This window comes from Fictibacillus terranigra (assembly GCF_030412265.1).
Classification (GTDB): Bacteria; Bacillota; Bacilli; order Bacillales; family Fictibacillaceae; genus Fictibacillus_C; species Fictibacillus_C terrinigri.
In genome coordinates this window covers 1,005,543-1,022,789 of the sequence record NZ_JAUHLN010000001.1, presented here as the reverse complement: position 1 = coordinate 1,022,789, position 17,247 = coordinate 1,005,543, and the positions used below count along the sequence as shown (strand labels likewise).

Below are 17,247 nucleotides of genomic sequence, written 5' to 3'. Positions count from 1 at the left end.
GGCCCCTTTCGATGACTAAGGGAATTGTGGTAGAAGTTAAACGCCGCCATTTAATCGTTCTGTCAGAGGGCGGCATTTTTCGCAAAGTTAAAGTTTCAAACAGACAATATAGTGTTGGCAGTGATATATACTTGCCGAACGAATCGGAAAAACAACGGGCGGTCCTGCTCCCCGCCATTAGATGGAAAACAGCGACAGTGTTTGTGATGGCCCTGATCTTGTTACTTTTCCAATTTGCTCCTTATACAGGACAAGGTGTCTATGCCTATGTAGGGATTGAAATGAACCCAAGCATTGAGCTCGAAATCGATGATGACTTGCTCGTACAGAATATTAATGCTTATAATGCTGATGGAAAAAAAATTGTGGCGATACTCGAAGATTGGAAGAATCAGCCGATCGAGAAAGTTACAGAAAAGATATTTGAGATCTGCAGAGCAAAAGGATTTATTAAACCGAATCAGGAAGTCATCGTTACAACCACCATTAACAAAGATGTTTCAAAAAAAATACAGCGAAAGATCGAGCAAAAAATTAATTCTTTGATGGAAAAGAAAGCACAGGAAAATCAAATTGATATGACCTCATTAATCATGTCATATCAAGAGCGTAAACAAGCGAAAAAAATTGGCGTTTCACCCGGAAAATATGCGATTTTCATGGCTGCAAAAGAGGCAGGCATCCATATTACAAAGGCCGATATTAAACTAAAAAGCATTCAGGAACTGTCAGAAGTAGTGGGATCGATTAGCGACCTTCTCTCAACGGCACAATCGAATGAATATCACGACGTTGCCGTTTATGTTCATATTGAACCTGCTGCAGGACAAACAACTGCCATTCCAAAAACGGTCAACGATGACTCTTTGACAATTGTCGCTGATCCAGCCATCGTAAAAGCTGCAGAGCCGGTACCGGCCGTAAACGAGCCTGGTGCTCCTTCTGGAAGTTCTGACCAAAAAACTTCACCTGCATCAAGCAGCACGCCTCCCCCTTATGCAGGAAATGTAAAAGCACCAGCAGATGAAGTAAAATCAAATGGAGACGGACAGGCCACAACACCTTCTGCTCAGCCTTCGAGTTCCGTTTCAGTGCCAGAAAGAGCAGCGCCATCTCCAGCATCAGCAAACGAGACTGCCAAACCGGCTGAACCTGTTCCTGCCCCGGCTGCAAGCTCTAAGCCGGATGCAATAATACCAGCAGCAACAGAGAAAGAGAGCGGCAAACCTGCTCCTCCTCCAGCAAAAGAAGAAATTAAAAAGCCTGCTGCTGTTCCGGTGAAAGAAAAAGAAGAAACAAAACCAGAAGAAAAATGCAATAAAGAGGAAAACCAGAATACGGACTCAGCAAAACATGGGGGCACTGATACAAAAACGGATCGTTCTGCTTCAACTGTTCCTGCAAATGGAAGGGCTGATTCCACATTAACCAAAACATCGGACGAATCGCCGTCTAAAGAATCAGGACAGGAAGAAAGTCAAAGAAAACCAACTCTATCGTCTGAAGATACATCCTCCCCTGAAGCGGTGGTTCCTGAAACTTCTCCTTCAACAGAAAAAATCGGCACTGCAGGTCCAGACGAACTGTCTTCATCGGATGAAACACCGTTACCTGATTCAGAGGACAGATTTGCTCCATCCGTTGATTCACCGCATGAAGAACCGCTTGCAGCAAATGAAACACCAGTGGCTCAGGATGAAACAGTCCCGGCTTCTGAGACGAATGTAACAGAGAAGGCGGCAAAAGAACAGGCGGATTCAAGTGTAAGTAAAGAATTCATTCCGCTGACGACACGGTAGAGCATACTGAAGAAGTTGCAAGAGGAGAATCCTTTGAAACTGAAAGCCCTGTGTTGATCACGACCGCCGCTTAAAAGAAAATCCTGCCTGAACATTTTGTTCAGCAGGATTTTTTTATTGAAGGCGTGTTAGCCGTTCCTTTAAATAGCGATTTCTGCTCTTTATAAAATCTAAAATAAAATCGGGCTCATCATCAAAAAGAGAAAGTGACCGGTGCTTATAAGGATCTTTCACGAGGTAAGGCCGCAAATTTTTATGCAGTTGAAAGATTTTCTGCTCTAAAGCCCTGCATGTAAACGCGTCTTCCAGCACTTCTTCCATGATTTTCTTATATTGGCGCTTGAATGGACGATGAAGTAGAAGCCGTGCCGTCAGTGAGTTATAGCCTTCAATTGGGACGTACCTGTTTCCCATGATGTCCCCGTGGATATCCCTTCCCCAGGTTGCATCATAATCCCATGGCAGAATCTCAAAGCGGCCAGAATCACCGTTTTTATATAAAGCATAATTATGGATAAATCCATCAAAATTTTGAGTACATACGGCACCTGCGAGCCACTTAAAATATTGCTCCACGTCCAGAAGTCTTTCTATTTTTGGGGGGAAATCGTTTTCTGAGGCGGTAAGAATACACTTCATGAGTTTCCGCAGATTATTGAAGGAGTGGTCCTGATCATATTTTATTTCATAACCTGCAGTTATTGAACGCTTTTTCTTTTTCGTTGTGGGGTTATACTTGGAGAAGTTGGCATTTTCTGAAATGGCATAATAGATACTGCCCTCAGGCAGTCCTCTCTTTCTTAAAAATCTTTTATCCACCGACTCCAGCGCTAGATATATACCTTGATAAAGGTTGTTGATATAGAGGACGATATAATCGGCCTCAGGAGATAGCACACCGATCTCACGAAAGAAATCAAGGGAAAGCTTATTTCTCATCAGGGATGGATCTACATACTCTGCGTTCAAATGAATTTTTACTGCCCCATTAAAATCTTGTTTTTTTGAAAACTCAAGATCGTAGGATTTTTTAGGAAAGGACAAGATATGCGCACCCCTGAACTTTACTTCGGTGCTCCACGTTGTCCCGCCTGTTTTGATCTTCCCCTTAACAGGCTGCTTCGCCCACTTTCCTTTTTCAATGGTCTTTGCTCCTTTAATGGGAACTTTAAGGTAATATTTCGGTATCTCCTTATACTGCATTCCATCAGCCTCTTTCCCGTTTTACTTTATCTCTATGACAAAAAGAGCGGCACCGCTACAACCCAATTTTGTAAAAGTGGCATTAAATCTAAACGGATGTCCAAGCATAACGCAAAAACTTACGTACAATATTTTTGAAAAGAGGTTACAAGAGAATTCTTTTCACCTAAATAAAGTACGGGAGGTCTATTCATGGGCAGCGTATGGCATAATGATCCATCTGAAAGCTCCAGCGAATGTTCAAGCAAACATTCAAAGAAACGTTCCAGCTCAAGTTCAAGCTCAAGTTCAAGCTCCAGCTCAAGCTCGAGTAAACACAAACATTCAAGCAAACGTTCAAGCTCAAGCTCGAGCTCAAGTTCAAGTTCAAGTAGAAGATCTGGTAAGAGATCTGGCCGCAGAAGCAGCAGCAGCAGCAGTAGCAGCAGTAGCAGTCATCGATCACACAGAAGGAATCGAAAGATCGTGATTAAAGCGAACAAAGTGATTGTAAAACAAAAACGCAGTTCCAGCTCCGATTCCTGCCATTAAAAAAAACAGATAGGGCAATTGCTCTATCTGTTTTTTATGTCGATGGTAGGCAATAGCTGTTTTTTCATAGAAAGAGGCACTTGTACCATCGCCGATGGATGCTTGTTTACATATATTTTTACTATGTAACAACAAATCAATCTACAGTTCTGAAAGGAGAACATGAATGTCTGACTTTGATATGGAATCATTGGTTGGCAAAAACATCTATGTGAACAAAGGGGGACCGGAAGCCAAGTCAGGAAAGTTGCTTCACATGGGCTATAACTATGTTGTTGTAGGTGCAGATAATAATGAAGGGTGCGTTTACTATGCGACCCATCACTTAAAGAGCTTTGGGGAAGCCGTCCAAAATGACAACAATCAACAGCAAAACGGCAATGAAAACTCAAACCAAAACTCAAACCAAAACTCAAACCAAAACCAAACTTGGGAGTACTTCACACCTTCCTGCTTTTCCGCGATTATGGATAACATGATTGGCGAATACATCCAGATCAACCGCGGGGGCCCTGAATGTGGAAAAGGGAAACTGCTCGACAGCACTTACGATTATGTGGTCCTATCTAGTGACAACGACGGTGTCGTCTATTTTAATACCAAGCATATAAAAAGCATAAGTGTGGTTCAGCAGAACCAGCAATCAGATGATGACGGAGACGGTGAAAATGATTCTGAATCCGGCTCAGAGAGCGGAAAGTCTTCTGGCAAATCTTCTGGCAAATCCTCTGGTAAATCTTCAGGCCAAACATCTGGAAAAAGCAGCGGAAAACAATGGTGGGAGCAACAAGATGAGAACGGCTCTCAAAACCAAGCCGAGCAAGATCCTGAATACTTTAGAGAGTATGGCTTTAAAGATTTATTTGAACGCCTCAAATATAAAAAAGTTAAAATCAACCGCGGCGGTCCGGATTGCGTTGAAGGTATGCTGACAGATTACGTCGGCGGCTATGTCTGTGTGTATGGCGACAATGTCATTCACCGTATTCTTCCGCGTCATATTAAAAGCCTAAGCTTAAGCTATAACAACAACAATAATAACAACAATAACAACAATAACAATAATGACAACAACAAGGATAACAACAAGGATAACGACAAGAACAAGAACAATGACAAGGACAAGAATAACGACAAGAGCAAGAATAACGACAAGAACAAGGACAAAAACAAGAACAATAAATCAGGTAAATCCAGCAAGTCTGGCAAGTAATCTCAAAAGCCCTTCAGAAATTCTTCTGAGGGCTTTACTCGTTTGCAGATTTCGATGTTTTGCTCATTTTTTTCTGGGACATACTTGTACTATCATGTTTGTAGGATGTGCTCTATGAAATTTGAAGAATTCTTTTTTTCATACTTGCGGCTCCCTATGCTGATTCGCTTATTCAGCATCATCGGATCCCTGATGATTCTATTCGGTGTCCTCATTCATTTTTTAGAGCCGAAAAACTTTCCAACCGTATTTGTAGGAATCTATTGGGCGGTCATGACAGCGGCAACCGTTGGTTTTGGGGATTTTGTTCCCAGATCCTTTAGCGGCCGGTTTATCGCCATCCTTCTTGTTTTTTTGGGAGGATCTTTTATCGCTTTTTTTACCGTTAATGCGGCTTCAGCTGTTATTAAAAGCCAAAATAAATATAAAGAAGGGAAACTCATGTTTAACGGAACAGGACATCTATGTATTGTCGGATGGAATGAACGGGCAAAGCAGACCATCAGTACTCTATCACAAGAACAGGACTCATTCACCATCATGATCATTGATTCGTCACTGAATGAAAATCCCTTGTCCGATCAAGGGGTATTTTTTATAAAAGGCAGCCCCGCTAAGGACGAGACGTGGGAGAAGGCTAACATTAAAGAGGCAAAGGCTGTTCTTTTGACAGCTGACCAAAATATGAAAGAAGCTGAAGCGGATATGCACACCATCCTATCCATTATTACAGTTAAAGGGCTTAATCCTTCCGTTCATGTGATGGCTGAAATATTGACACCGGAACAGCATAACAACAGCATGAGAGCCGGTGCCGATGAATTGATAAATACAACAAATCTTGCCAGTGACTGCATGGCTCAAATTAGTTTCCAATCGATGAGAAAAGGGTAAGGAACGGTTCCTTACCCTTTAGTCAGCCAACAATTGGGACTCTGTTTTTTCAATCAGTTTTTTGCCGATGCCGATCCATTTCTCATCGATTGATGCATCCGGATCCTGAGGCTCTGAGAACTGGTTTAAGCTTCCTGACAGGTTTCCTGCACTGACATTGTCATCGAGACCGATCTGATATTTGTGAGCGAGGAGGAACGGTTCTCCCAAGGTCACCATCGCTCCATCGTCACCGATTTCCTTTTCATACGCCGTAAACGGCACTCTGACGAATGTATAGCCGACTTCATCATCCAGTTTGTAATCAAAATAGCCGTGGTCATAATCCCAGTTGCCTCCGATTGTATAACCAATCTGCTTAAGCTTATCCTCCAGTTCATTAAACGCAAACACTTCATTCTCCAGCTTGCTTTGTAACGGAATCATTCTTATCTCCTTTATTGGTAACGGTTTACCTTTTATCATCCCCCAAAAGCATAAAAAATAAAGCCCCTGCCCTGCGGGCTAGGAGCTTTATGATTTAAAGACGTTTTTCAAGTTCTTCCTTTTCTTTTTCAAAACCAGGTTTACCGAGAAGCGCAAACATGTTTTTCTTATAGGCTTCAACCCCTGGCTGATCGAATGGATTTACTCCAAGAAGATAGCCGCTGATGGCACAAGCCTTTTCAAAGAAATACACCAGATATCCGAAATGATACGGTGTCATTTCCGGAATGTTCACGATCAAGTTCGGCACGCCGCCATCCGTATGCGCAAGCAATGTCCCCTGGAACGCTTTCTTGTTCACAACGTCCATGGTTTGTCCTGCAATGAAGTTCAGCTTATCCAGGTTTTGATCGTCTTCCTCGATCGTCATTTCTTCACGTGCCTTCTCGACATTCAGGACAGTTTCAAACAAATCACGGCGTCCCTCCTGCACATATTGGCCCATGGAGTGCAGATCCGTTGAAAAGTCAACAGATGCTGGATAGATGCCTTTGTTGTCTTTCCCTTCACTTTCACCATACAGCTGTTTCCACCATTCGGAAACATAATGAAGGTTCGGTTCATAGTTCACCATCAATTCGATCGTTTTACCTTTATTGTAAAGCGCGTTACGAGCAGCTGCATATTGGTAAGCTTCATTTTCGGCAAGGTTCGGATTGGAATAATCCTTGCTCGCATCTGCCGCTCCGCTCATCATTTCTTCGATGTTTACACCGCTGACTGCGATCGGAAGAAGCCCTACCGCTGTTAGCACGGAATAGCGTCCGCCTACATCATCAGGAATCACAAAGCTTTCGTAGCCTTCTTCATCTGCCAGTGTTTTTAATGCACCTTTTGCACGGTCAGTTGTGGCATAGATACGTTTTCGTGCTTCTTCTTTGCCATACTTCTCTTCAAGGAACTTGCGGAAAATACGAAACGCAATGGCAGGTTCAGTCGTTGTTCCAGATTTAGAGATCACGTTTACGGAAACATCTTTGCCCTCTAATACATGAAACAAGTCTTTAACATACGTAGAAGAGATGTTTTGCCCTGCAAAGATAACCTGCGGGGTTTTGCGTTCTTCTTTAGAAAGCAGATTGTAGAACGAGTGATTGAGCATTTCAATCGCCGCACGGGCTCCTAAGTAAGATCCGCCGATACCAATCACGATCAGCACATCAGAATCACTTTTGATTTTTTCGGCACTTTTTTGTATACGCGCAAATTCTTCCTTATCATAGGCTGTCGGAAGATCGACCCATCCTAAAAAGTCGCTTCCAGCACCAGTTTTATCATGGATTTGCTCGTGTGCTGCTTTTACTAATGCAGATAAATTAGATACTTCATGCTCACCTAAGAAAGGCAAAGCCTTGCTGTAATCAAAATGCAGTTTATTGGCCATGTTTAAACGCCTCCGTTTTTTGTTCTGGTTTCTTTTACTTTAACCAAATAAAAAATGTTAATCAAGAAAACGGCCGCTTGAAAACGTTTACTCCAAGTAGTCGTAATATTTAGAAAAAATGCGAATCCTCTGAATAAAAAAAGAGAGGGAACTCCCCTCTTTTTCCTTATAGAGACATACGAAGAATTTCGAGTACATCCTTTTTATTCAACTTTTTAAAATTACCGAATTCACCATTTGCCATGGCTTTGTCTGCAATGAGATCAAGCTTTGAATCGTCGATGTCATAGTCTGCAAGACGATGAGGTGCACCGATAGAAGTCCAGAATGCAGACAGCTTGTCAATACCTTCGAGCGCAACTTCACGGTCTGATCTGCCTTGTGGATCTACGTTAAACACACGGACAGCTAATTGCTTCAAGCGTTCAGGTCCTTGATCAATCACGTGGCGAAGCAGGTTCGGGAACAGGATCGCTAATCCGCCGGCATGAGGAATGTCATAAACGGCCGAGACCGCATGCTCAAGATTATGAGTCGCCCAGTCACCTTTTACCCCCATAGCAATCATTCCGTTCAGTGCCATTGTCCCGTTATAAAGAACCGTTTCACGCAAATCATAATTTTCAAGATCATCTACTAATTTAGGAGCTGCTTCCATAACCGTTTTAAGGATGGATTCAGCAAAACGGTCTTGAAGGTGTGCGTTCTCTGTATGGTTAAGGTACGTTTCAAGAACGTGAGACATCATATCCACCATTCCGTAGATCGTATGGTCTTTTGGCACTGTAAATGTATTCACTGGGTCAAGAATAGAGAACTTAGGGAACACCAGCGGGCTTCCCCATCCATATTTTTCATTCGTTTCCCAGTTTGTGATAACAGAACCAGCGTTCATCTCAGAGCCTGTAGCGGCCAGGGTAAGAACCGTACCGAACGGAATCGCATCTTTAGGAGTGGCTTTTTTGGTTACAAAATCCCAAACGTCCCCATCGTATTTGGCTCCTGCTGCGATCGCCTTTGTGCAGTCAATAACACTTCCTCCGCCCACTGCAAGGATGAATTCAACATTGTTCTCTTTGCAGATCTCAATCCCTTTTTTAACCGTAGTCAATCTGGGATTTGGTTCTACACCGGATAATTCATGAACTTCAGCACCCATTTTTTTTAGCTCGCCGGTTACTTGATCGTAAAGTCCGCTCCGTTTAATGCTTCCGCCCCCATAAACAAGCAGTACTTTTTTCCCGTAGGGTTCCATTTCAGAAGATAACTGGCTAAGCTGCCCTTTACCGAAAACTAATCTTGTCGGATTATAGTACGTAAATGAATTCATTTATTTTTTCCTCCTTCATTTCCAATACTTCGTTAGTATTATCTATCAGATGGAAATTAAAAGTAAAGTAATCGGCTTAAAGCACTGATACCTTAGCAAAACTTAAACAAACATTTAAACAAACATTAAATTTCATAGGGAACGATGTTTATGTTTAAGTGGTAGGTGGAAATGTATAATCCTAACAGAAAGATGTCATCCTATTACTGCTATCTATTTAATCCCTAAGGGAGGTAATGCCATGAATGGATTACAGCGCACGGCATTAGCATTAGTTATCATTGGTGCCATTAACTGGGGTCTTATCGGTTTCTTCCAATTCGACTTGGTGGCGGCGGTCTTCGGCGGACAAGATGCAGCTCTTTCCCGCATTGTTTACGGGCTGGTTGGATTATCCGGCTTATACTGCCTGACTCTCCTTTTCAAACCGTCACATGAAGTTGAACGAGAAGACAGCATTGAAACCAACCGCGTGTAATATGTACGTTGAAATATAAAAAAGGTTCTTCCTCTAAGGGAAGAACCTTTTTTATTACTTCTTAAGGCGTTTGTTCAGTTGAGCTTGACGGTCTGTAGACTCTTTCAACCACTCTTTAAGTTTAGCTTCAAGTGTGTTAAAGCCTTTGGAAGAATCTTGAGCCGCTTGCTTCTTCGGTGCAGGACGGCGCTCCTTTTTAGGAGCTTGTGCCGGAGCTTCCTGAGTTTGACGGATGGACAAAGAGATCTTCTTAGAATCCTCGTCAACAGAAAGGATTTTAACCTGAACAACATCCCCCACTTTTAATACGTCGTTAATATCTTTAACAAAGCTATGAGAAACCTCAGAGATATGAACTAATCCCTGAACTTCGTCGTTTAAAGCGACGAAAGCACCAAACGGTTTAATTCCTGTTACTTTACCTTCAACGATGCTACCAACTTCAAAATTCATGAAAACACTCCTAACTATTTTTTAACCTATTAAGTATAACACATACAGGAAATAAAATAAAACGAATGAAACAGGATAAAACCTCCTGCCCATGCCTGTTTCCGAGCAAATAGGGCATAAGAATGACATTTGCATCATTCCCATACCCATATTTGCATGAAATGGAAACTTTTTTTACAAAAAATCAGACTAAGTTCTCCGGATTTAACAAAGCTTCTGCTTGTTCTTCGGTCACATATCCTTTTTCTACAGCTACTTCTTTTACTGTTTTGCCCGATTGATAGCTTTCCTTTGCTACTTCTGCCGCTTTTTCATATCCTATTCTTGGATTTAATGCGGTAGCTATCGCCAGGCTTTGTTCCATCAATGCGTTAATACGGCCTTCATTCGCTTCAAGGCCGCTGAGACAGCGTTCGGTAAAGACCTTCATCCCCGAAGACAGAATGGTGATGGAATGAAGAAGGTTGAAGCCGATGACCGGCATCATGACATTAATCTCAAGCTGGCTGCCGATCCCGGCTGTAGTAATGCATGTATCATTGCCGATGACCTGGGCACAGATCATATACATGTTTTCAAGAATCACGGGATTTACTTTTCCAGGCATGATGGATGAACCCGGCTGAACAGCAGGCAGGATAAGCTCTGCTATTCCTGTCCGGGGTCCTGAGCTAAGGAGACGCAGGTCAGAGGAAATTTTAATAAGATGGATCGCCAGCTCTTTCAGATGGGAGCTGATCTGGATGGCAGCCCCGTTATTCTGCATGAATCGGAAGCGGTCCGTCGGGTTTCTGAACGGCAGGCCGGTTCTGTCGGCAACCTCCTTGATCGCGCGGTCCGCATATTCAGGGTGGGCGTTGATTCCCGTGCCTACTGCATTTCCCCCAAGTCCGATCTCAAAGAGGAAAGGCTCACTCTGTTTGAAGGCCTCATATGCTTTTTGCAGGCTTTCCGCATATCCCCCAAATGAGTGTCCGAGCCGCATCGGAACAGCATCCTGCAAGTGGGTTCTTCCTGATTTGATGATATGGTGGAATTCCGCCTGCTTATTCCTCAGCGCAATTATCGTTTCCTCGAGCGCAGGATAAAGCTTCTCATACAGTTCCTGTGCTGCTGCGACATTGATGGCAACATGGATCGTATCATTGGTAGACTGGGCCATGTTTACATGATCGTTCGGATGGACCTTGCTCCAATCTCCTTTTGAACCGCCGAGAAGCTCAGAAGCACGGCTGGCGATTACCTCATTGGCGTTCATATTCTGTGATGTTCCTGCTCCAGCCTGATAAGCATCAACGACAAACTGATCTTTCAGTTTGCCTTCCATAATTTCCTCTGCTGCTTGAACAATGGCATTGGCTCGTTTTTCATCGAGCTCTCCGCAGTCCCGGTTGGCTGCAGCTGCGCTCGCTTTGATGATCGCCTGTGCCCTAACAAAAGCAAAAGGCAATGTTTGCCCGCTGATCGGAAAATTCTCCACCGCCCGCTGGGTCTGGGCCCCATAGTATGCCTCCTTGGGCACCTTCACTTCTCCTAGCGTATCCTTCGCTATCCGATATTCTGTCATCCTTGGCACATCTCCTTTCTATTATCGGTGCCTGGCACCACGATTACAAACATGTCAAAAAGGGGTGCCAGGCACCGTAATCCAGGCACCATAATCTACACAGTCTCTGTATTCCCTTTTTTCCTTCTTTTATGGTTTAACTTTTGGAGAGCTGTCCATAATGATAAGGCAGCATTCAATATTCCCCCTTTTTCTTTTGACAGGCATGCCACCACATGCCTGTCTTTTTTGTCTTTTCTTGCATCGCAGAAAATAAAAAAAGCCTCCTAAACACAGAGACCTTGTACAGCAATACAAATCATTCAGAAGCCGCCCGGTTCGTCCTGTTTTTATGTAAGGAGATGACCCTGGCAGGAGATTTATTAATTTTTCGGTGCTCAGTCCTGAAACCGGCTTTTTTTTGTTTCATGAAAGTCGCTTTTGAAATGGGGCGGGGACGGGACCACGAAATAGACTCCGGGTTTCTCCAGGAATCATGGGTGATCAGCTCAGTTTTATAATAATAGCAATTCCCGCTTAAGTATTCTTCACATATATATAATACGGTGTGTTTACTATGCATCCGTTTTTCGCTCCATTTTTTGATACATTATCCCCTTTTTTATCCGCATTATTCATGGAAAGAGCCTGAAGTTTAGATCTTCAAGCCCTTCACTTCCTTATCTAAAGAACCACCATAAACCTCCAAAGATAAGGAGAAGTATAAATATGATAATCAAGACAGCCCAAATCCAGCCGTAACCATATCCACCGCCGCCACCGCCGCCTACGCCATAGCCGTAGCCGTAGCCATAGTACGGAAAGCCACCACCATAAGGATATGCCATATATTACAAACCTCCTTCATCTGTTGCGTCCTACACACTAATAAAATATGTTGGACCAAGGTAAAAAGGAATAGCGGCAAGCGCGGATTTTGTGCATGTTCAAGGAAATTATTTCTTTTGTAAATGGAAAAAGATTGGACAAAATAATGGTGACGCAAGGATGATGGAGGAATGCAATGGAAACGAAAACACAGCCGCTGCTTACTCCGGCATATCGGAAAAGAATAGGCGAAGTCGAACTTTATTATGAAGATTTTCAGCATAAGAATTCTGATGCCCAAGTCCTCATTTTAATTCATGGGTTTCTTTCTTCCACCATCAGTTTTCGGCAGCTGATTCCCCATTTAACAGAAGATTATCGCGTGGTGGCCATTGATTTGCCGGGGTTTGGTAAAAGCGAAAAATCAAAAACCTTTAAATACTCACTGGAAAGCTACGGAAAGCTCGTGCTCGCGTTCATCAAAGAGATGGGATGGAAAGATGTCGTACTTATTGGTCATTCCATGGGCGGCCAGGTCGCACTCCATGCCTCGATGCAAGATGGAAAATGGATCAAGAAGATTGTACTCCTCGGCTGCTGCGGGTATGTTAAACGGGCGAAAACCACCATGATCTGCTGCTCCTATCTGCCCTTTTTCTCTTGGGGATTAAAAAGATGGGTGCTGAAAAAGGATCTTCGCCATAATTTAAGCGGGGTCCTCCATAATATCGACCTTGTTACGGACGATTTAATCAAGGATTATAGAGCACAATTTTTAGAGGAAGGATTCTTTGACAGCTTGATTCGTCTCCTCCGCCACCGAGAAGGAGACTTAAAGCCTTTTGAACTGAATACTATCGTTCATCCCATTCTTCTCATTCACGGCAACGATGATAAAGTCATCCCATTAACTACCGGTAAACGGCTTCACAGTGATTTAAAAAATTCGAAGCTCATCGTTTATAAAGATGCCGGACACCTCATCATGGAGGAAAAGCCGTTAGATTTAGCGAGAGACATCAAACAATTCATTTCAAACGAAAAAGAAGCGCTGCAGACGTCTGTCTGAGCGCTTCTTTGTTCATTGGTTGTTCTCCCGGCTCTTCATCATCTGCTGCCAAACCGAACCTGCAGCTTCCTCACCGCTTTGGATGCGTTCGAGAGCAATCTTTGCCTGCAGTCGCACTTCAAACTCTGGATCGTCTTCTGCGTCTTCTAGTGCCGGGATGGCCGTTTCATCTCCTACTTCAAACAGGAATCGTGCAGCGCGCCAGCGAACGAGCTTGTTCTTGTCATGAAGCGCGTCACACATGGCAGGAATGGCACTCGGATTCCCAAGGTCGGATAAACAATCTCCTGCCGTCCGGCGAACCGCGACGTTCTTGTCCTTCAATCCCGCGTATAGGAGAGGAAGTACTGCCTCATCTTCGATCATGCCAAGATAAACAACGGCCAGGCGGCGGATGGAAGGTTTCGGATCCTTCAATGCCTGCTTTAACACCATAATATCATTAACGGTTGGATTCATTCGTTCCAAAGCGGCATACCGGGTGTGCCAATCTTCATCCTGCATTTTTTCAGCGACTTCGGATGTTGATACTTCCTCTTTTGGTGCTTCTTTTCCGGATTCCATGGCAAAGGCCTGTTCCACTAGTTTTTGAACCCGATCTTGATCATAAGCGGCCGCAATCTCTTCTACCACTTCCTGTGCGATTTGTTCAAACGTTCCGTAGCGAACACCCTGCTCTACCCATTGACGTTCCATCACAAGGTTATCAGACGCTTTTTGAGCTTCGAGCGCAGCTTTCATAAAACGCTCCGGAAGGCCGGCGCGCCGTTCTTCATTTTCGGTTTTCAATTTCACCTGCATCGGCAAGCCCCTGAACATTTGAATGAGGACTGTAATTTCCAAGTATTCTTCTTCCTTTTTCTCCTGTCCGGCAGCTTCAGACAGCTGTTCATCTGAATCTCCGAAAACTTCCCGGACACCAGCCAGCACCTCTTCCCAATCTGCCCGCGGATGGCGGTCAAGTGCGATGAAATCAGCCACATGGTAAACGCTTTTCACGCCTTCCACTTTGAAAATTTTTTGGATATAGTCAGGTGCACCCTCCAGGTTGTCCTTCGTGTAGTTGTAGCGTTCATTCCCCGGCAGCGTTTCGTCCATGTTAATTTTCATGGAGTTTGGACTCGGTGTTGGTTCAATGCCCTTAATTTTCATACGCTCACCCCTTAAATCAAATTCTGTTCTTTTATATAGGAAAGCATTTGTTGCTTTTCACGGTCAGTAAACTTATATTCACAGTCTACACCTTCATCATGAACGATAAAATCCTGAACCTCGCCATCACGATCGAATACAACAAGTGCGCTTGGATCATGCAGATCAGCAGGAAGCTTCGTCTGTCTTGACAGATCAAAATTCAAATATACATTAATCCAATGCTCGCCCTCCATCACTTCAGGATAAAACGCGCCAAAATCCGCTTCGAAATAATTTTGAAATCCATACTTATACATAATGTTCCCCCGTATTTGCTTTAAGCTTCACTTCTATTATAAACAATCGTCAGAGTTGAAACAAAGATAGCGGTTTTTCTTACGTTTTACAGTTTTCGGCTCTGACACAAAAAGAGTTGATCAAGGTCCTTTGACTTCGATCAACTCTTCGCGTGATTCCTTATATTTTTCTTAATACGGCACGAACGGGACTTCCGTCCGCTTCTTTTAGCGGCAAAGGCAGCGCGATCAACTCATATTCTCCTGGCTTTACATCATCAAGGACTATACCCTCTAAAATATGAATGCCGTTTTGGCGAAATGCATGGTGAGCAGGAAGCTCTTTGCTGTCGAGAGGATCCACTGATGGAACATCCACGCCAATGAGCTTTATTCCTTTTTCTGCTAAAAAGGCAGCCAGCTTTTCATCAAGATAAGTAATGCGTTCTGGAAAAACACTTCTGTCCTTCCAAGACCCCGTCTTAAGAAGCACGCGTTCCATTCCTTCCAGTGGGATGTCCGCCAGCTCCTCAGGCCCAACTGTATCCTTACCCGTAACATCCACCAACAGAGCCTTCCCGGCATAGAGCTCTATATCCAGATCCAGCACACGTTTTCCTTCATTGTCAAAGTGGTACGGTGCATCGATATGGGTTCCTGTGTGTGTGCTCATTTGCACTTTGCCGACATTCACGGATCCTGAATCCGCTTTCTTCCAGGCTAACTCGAACGAATACGGAGTGTCTCCTGGCCAGGCCGGAACAGAAGGAGTTAATGGCATGGAGATATCAATCAGTTTTCCACACATTAAGCGATCACCTCTCGTACGTTTGAAAATTTTTCATACTGTTTCTCTTTCATAATTTTCTTTAACCGATGAACAGCTGAATGGACATCTTCAAATGAAGTGTAGAGCGCTACAGGTGCGAGGCGGATCACATTCGGTGCCCGGAAATCAGGCACAATTCCGTTTTCTTTTAAACTTTTGCAGATCCTGGCTGCCTCCTCATGCTCGAGGCACACATGTCCTCCCCTCCGATCGTCATCTTTTGGGTTCCCAATGGAAAAACCAAAACCCGAAAGCTCTGTTTCAATCAGTTCCATCATATAGTTTGTCAGCTTAAGAGATTTTTCTCTCAGCCGATCCATGCCGGCCTCAGCAAAAATTTCGAGCGACCCGATTAATGGAGCCATACTTAAAACATGAGGCGTTCCGATCTGATAGGCACCTGCAGACTCAGCTGCAATAAAATCGTGATCCATATCAAACTGCTTTTCTTTATTCGAACCAAACCAGCCGGCAAGGCCAGGCTCCTTTCCAAAATGCTTTCGATTAACGTACAATCCTGCCACACTTCCTGGTCCAGCATTGAGGTATTTATAATTGCACCAGAACGCAAAATCCACTTCCCACTCTGACAGCTGATGAGGAACAGCACCAATGGAATGGCATAAGTCGAACCCGATGAGTATTCCACGCTGATGTGCTTCCTCTGTTAAACGTTTTATATCGAGAAGCTGGCCGCTTCGATACAAAACAGAGGGCAGCACAATGAGCGCAATCTCATCTGTCATTGCATCAATAATATCTTCTTCCTCAATTAATCTTCCGTCTCGGCTTTTCACTCTGATTAAATGCTGGCCGGGATTCAGATCTAGCAATGACAGCTGGCTTTTCAAAGCATAAATATCGGATGGAAACGTTAATTCATCTGCCAATATTTTCTTTCGTGTTGCTGACGGCTTGAAAAAAGTGGAGGCCATCTGATGGAGGTTGACTGTTGTTGAACCAGTAACAATCACTTCATCATGGTAAGCGCCAATTAAGGGCGCGATTTTTTCCCCAAGCGCTTCACTTAACGTAAACCACGGATGTTTTCCGTTCATCCAGCCGTCAATTCCGAAATCTCTCCAATCTTTTAACGACTCCATCAGTGTTTTCTCTGCTCTTTTCGACAGAAGCCCCAACGAATTTCCATCTAAATATAGAACGTTTTGATGGGTATAAAATTCACTTTTAAGATGATGCAATGGATCCTTACTGTCCAATTCTTTCCATTTCTCTTTATCCATCAACGCTTCGCTCCTATTCTGTTTTATTATTTTATATTAAACAACTGGGAGCAAACTATCAATGTAAGCGGTTTCTTTACTGTTATATTACAATTACATAACAGGCAAATTACGACATATTACTAGAGAATAACATCCTATAATAAAAATGTGAATTAAGCACTATGAATTGGTTAAATTTGTATCATCAACTGCCTGTCGGTAACGCCACCCTCCAGTTAAAGGGCAAACATGGCTGAAAAGCATGGACGCAAAATCACAGGTCTAAGGGAAATAACTATGTCGGCTGGATTACCTAGAAAACCACCAATTTCAGGAGGGAAACATGCAAAACCTAAACGAAACACATCTTGATCAAGAATGGGTAGTTTTGATTTTACAAGCTAAAAAATTAGGATTAAGCCTGGAGGAAGTACGAAAGTATCTGCAGGAATCCTACATACAACAAAATATGCCTTTAGTTAAAGCGACATCAGGGTGATGTCGCTTTTGCTCTATTTACAGCCTATAGTCCATAAATGTATAATGAA

General features: G+C 43.4%; 18 protein-coding genes and 1 riboswitch. Of the genes, 7 read left to right on the top strand and 11 right to left on the bottom strand.

Annotated elements, in window-relative coordinates; all coding sequences use genetic code 11:
• The first annotated feature begins 11 nt into the window (after nt 1-11).
• Nucleotides 12-1,799: an anti-sigma-I factor RsgI family protein gene (locus tag QYF49_RS05135; RefSeq protein WP_290398530.1), complete on the top strand. Its 1,788-nt coding sequence runs from the start codon at nt 12-14 to the stop codon at nt 1,797-1,799.
• 114 nt (nt 1,800-1,913) lie between these two features.
• On the opposite strand, the gene QYF49_RS05130 is transcribed toward QYF49_RS05135, so the two are convergent.
• Nucleotides 1,914-3,002: a CotH kinase family protein gene (locus QYF49_RS05130; RefSeq protein WP_290398529.1), complete on the bottom strand. Its 1,089-nt coding sequence runs from the start codon at nt 3,000-3,002 to the stop codon at nt 1,914-1,916.
• Between the two features lie 211 nt (nt 3,003-3,213).
• Here QYF49_RS05130 and QYF49_RS05125 point away from each other — a divergent pair, with 211 nt between their 5' ends.
• The 3 genes from QYF49_RS05125 to QYF49_RS05115 all read left to right on the top strand — a co-directional run bounded on the left by QYF49_RS05125 (nt 3,214) and on the right by QYF49_RS05115 (nt 5,640).
• The gene (locus QYF49_RS05125; protein WP_290398528.1) at nt 3,214-3,471 is read left to right on the top strand and encodes a hypothetical protein; all 258 of its coding nucleotides are present in this window, start codon (nt 3,214-3,216) and stop codon (nt 3,469-3,471) included.
• A 228-nt stretch (nt 3,472-3,699) separates the two neighbouring features.
• A complete protein-coding gene (locus tag QYF49_RS05120; RefSeq protein WP_290398527.1) occupies nt 3,700-4,746 on the top strand; it encodes a hypothetical protein in 1,047 nt (348 codons plus the stop codon).
• Between the two features lie 114 nt (nt 4,747-4,860).
• Nucleotides 4,861-5,640, top strand: a complete 780-nt coding sequence (locus QYF49_RS05115) for a potassium channel family protein (RefSeq protein WP_290398526.1) — start codon at nt 4,861-4,863, stop codon at nt 5,638-5,640.
• A gap of 18 nt (nt 5,641-5,658) precedes the next feature.
• Here the strand turns inward: QYF49_RS05115 and QYF49_RS05110 are convergent, their stop codons facing one another.
• The 3 genes from QYF49_RS05110 to QYF49_RS05100 form a co-directional block, all read right to left on the bottom strand.
• Complete coding sequence (locus tag QYF49_RS05110; protein ID WP_290398525.1) at nt 5,659-6,066, bottom strand: YugN-like family protein; 408 nt, start codon at nt 6,064-6,066, stop codon at nt 5,659-5,661.
• A gap of 94 nt (nt 6,067-6,160) precedes the next feature.
• Nucleotides 6,161-7,510, bottom strand: coding sequence for a glucose-6-phosphate isomerase (locus tag QYF49_RS05105; protein ID WP_290398524.1), 1,350 nt, complete (start codon nt 7,508-7,510; stop codon nt 6,161-6,163).
• Between the two features lie 166 nt (nt 7,511-7,676).
• Nucleotides 7,677-8,840 carry an iron-containing alcohol dehydrogenase gene (locus QYF49_RS05100; protein ID WP_290398523.1) on the bottom strand — a complete coding sequence of 388 codons (1,164 nt, stop codon included), beginning with the start codon at nt 8,838-8,840 and terminating at the stop codon, nt 7,677-7,679.
• Nucleotides 8,841-9,081: 241 nt separating this feature from the next.
• Between QYF49_RS05100 and QYF49_RS05095 the strand changes: the two genes are divergently transcribed.
• Nucleotides 9,082-9,318: a DUF378 domain-containing protein gene (locus tag QYF49_RS05095; protein WP_290398522.1), complete on the top strand. Its 237-nt coding sequence runs from the start codon at nt 9,082-9,084 to the stop codon at nt 9,316-9,318.
• A 54-nt stretch (nt 9,319-9,372) separates the two neighbouring features.
• Here the strand turns inward: QYF49_RS05095 and yugI are convergent, their stop codons facing one another.
• From yugI to QYF49_RS05080, 3 genes are all read right to left on the bottom strand, one after another.
• Nucleotides 9,373-9,771, bottom strand: a complete 399-nt coding sequence (gene yugI / locus QYF49_RS05090; protein WP_053357353.1) for a S1 domain-containing post-transcriptional regulator GSP13 — start codon at nt 9,769-9,771, stop codon at nt 9,373-9,375.
• A gap of 184 nt (nt 9,772-9,955) precedes the next feature.
• Nucleotides 9,956-11,338, bottom strand: a complete 1,383-nt coding sequence (locus QYF49_RS05085; RefSeq protein WP_290398521.1) for a class II fumarate hydratase — start codon at nt 11,336-11,338, stop codon at nt 9,956-9,958.
• Between the two features lie 659 nt (nt 11,339-11,997).
• Nucleotides 11,998-12,165, bottom strand: a complete 168-nt coding sequence (locus tag QYF49_RS05080) for a sporulation protein YjcZ (protein ID WP_290398520.1) — start codon at nt 12,163-12,165, stop codon at nt 11,998-12,000.
• 176 nt (nt 12,166-12,341) lie between these two features.
• On the opposite strand from QYF49_RS05080, the gene QYF49_RS05075 reads away from it, so the two are divergent.
• A complete protein-coding gene (locus QYF49_RS05075) occupies nt 12,342-13,214 on the top strand; it encodes an alpha/beta fold hydrolase (RefSeq protein WP_290398519.1) in 873 nt (290 codons plus the stop codon).
• Between the two features lie 12 nt (nt 13,215-13,226).
• Here QYF49_RS05075 and QYF49_RS05070 read toward each other — a convergent pair whose 3' ends face one another.
• From QYF49_RS05070 to kynU, 4 genes are all read right to left on the bottom strand, one after another.
• Nucleotides 13,227-14,366, bottom strand: coding sequence for a conserved virulence factor C family protein (locus QYF49_RS05070; RefSeq protein ID WP_290398518.1), 1,140 nt, complete (start codon nt 14,364-14,366; stop codon nt 13,227-13,229).
• Between the two features lie 11 nt (nt 14,367-14,377).
• Nucleotides 14,378-14,665 (bottom strand): hypothetical protein, encoded by a 288-nt coding sequence (locus tag QYF49_RS05065; protein WP_290398517.1) that lies wholly within the window; start codon nt 14,663-14,665, stop codon nt 14,378-14,380.
• A gap of 160 nt (nt 14,666-14,825) precedes the next feature.
• Nucleotides 14,826-15,452: an arylformamidase gene (gene kynB / locus QYF49_RS05060; protein ID WP_290398516.1), complete on the bottom strand. Its 627-nt coding sequence runs from the start codon at nt 15,450-15,452 to the stop codon at nt 14,826-14,828.
• Nucleotides 15,452-16,717 (bottom strand): kynureninase, encoded by a 1,266-nt coding sequence (gene kynU, locus QYF49_RS05055; RefSeq protein ID WP_290398515.1) that lies wholly within the window; start codon nt 16,715-16,717, stop codon nt 15,452-15,454. The genes kynB and kynU overlap by 1 nt, the downstream gene beginning before the upstream one ends.
• A gap of 214 nt (nt 16,718-16,931) precedes the next feature.
• A riboswitch (cyclic di-GMP riboswitch) is annotated at nt 16,932-17,016 on the top strand.
• A gap of 26 nt (nt 17,017-17,042) precedes the next feature.
• Between kynU and QYF49_RS05050 the strand changes: the two genes are divergently transcribed.
• On the top strand, nt 17,043-17,198 hold the full coding sequence (locus tag QYF49_RS05050) for an anti-repressor SinI family protein (protein ID WP_290398514.1): 156 nt from the start codon (nt 17,043-17,045) through the stop codon (nt 17,196-17,198).
• Nucleotides 17,199-17,247: the final 49 nt, after the last annotated feature.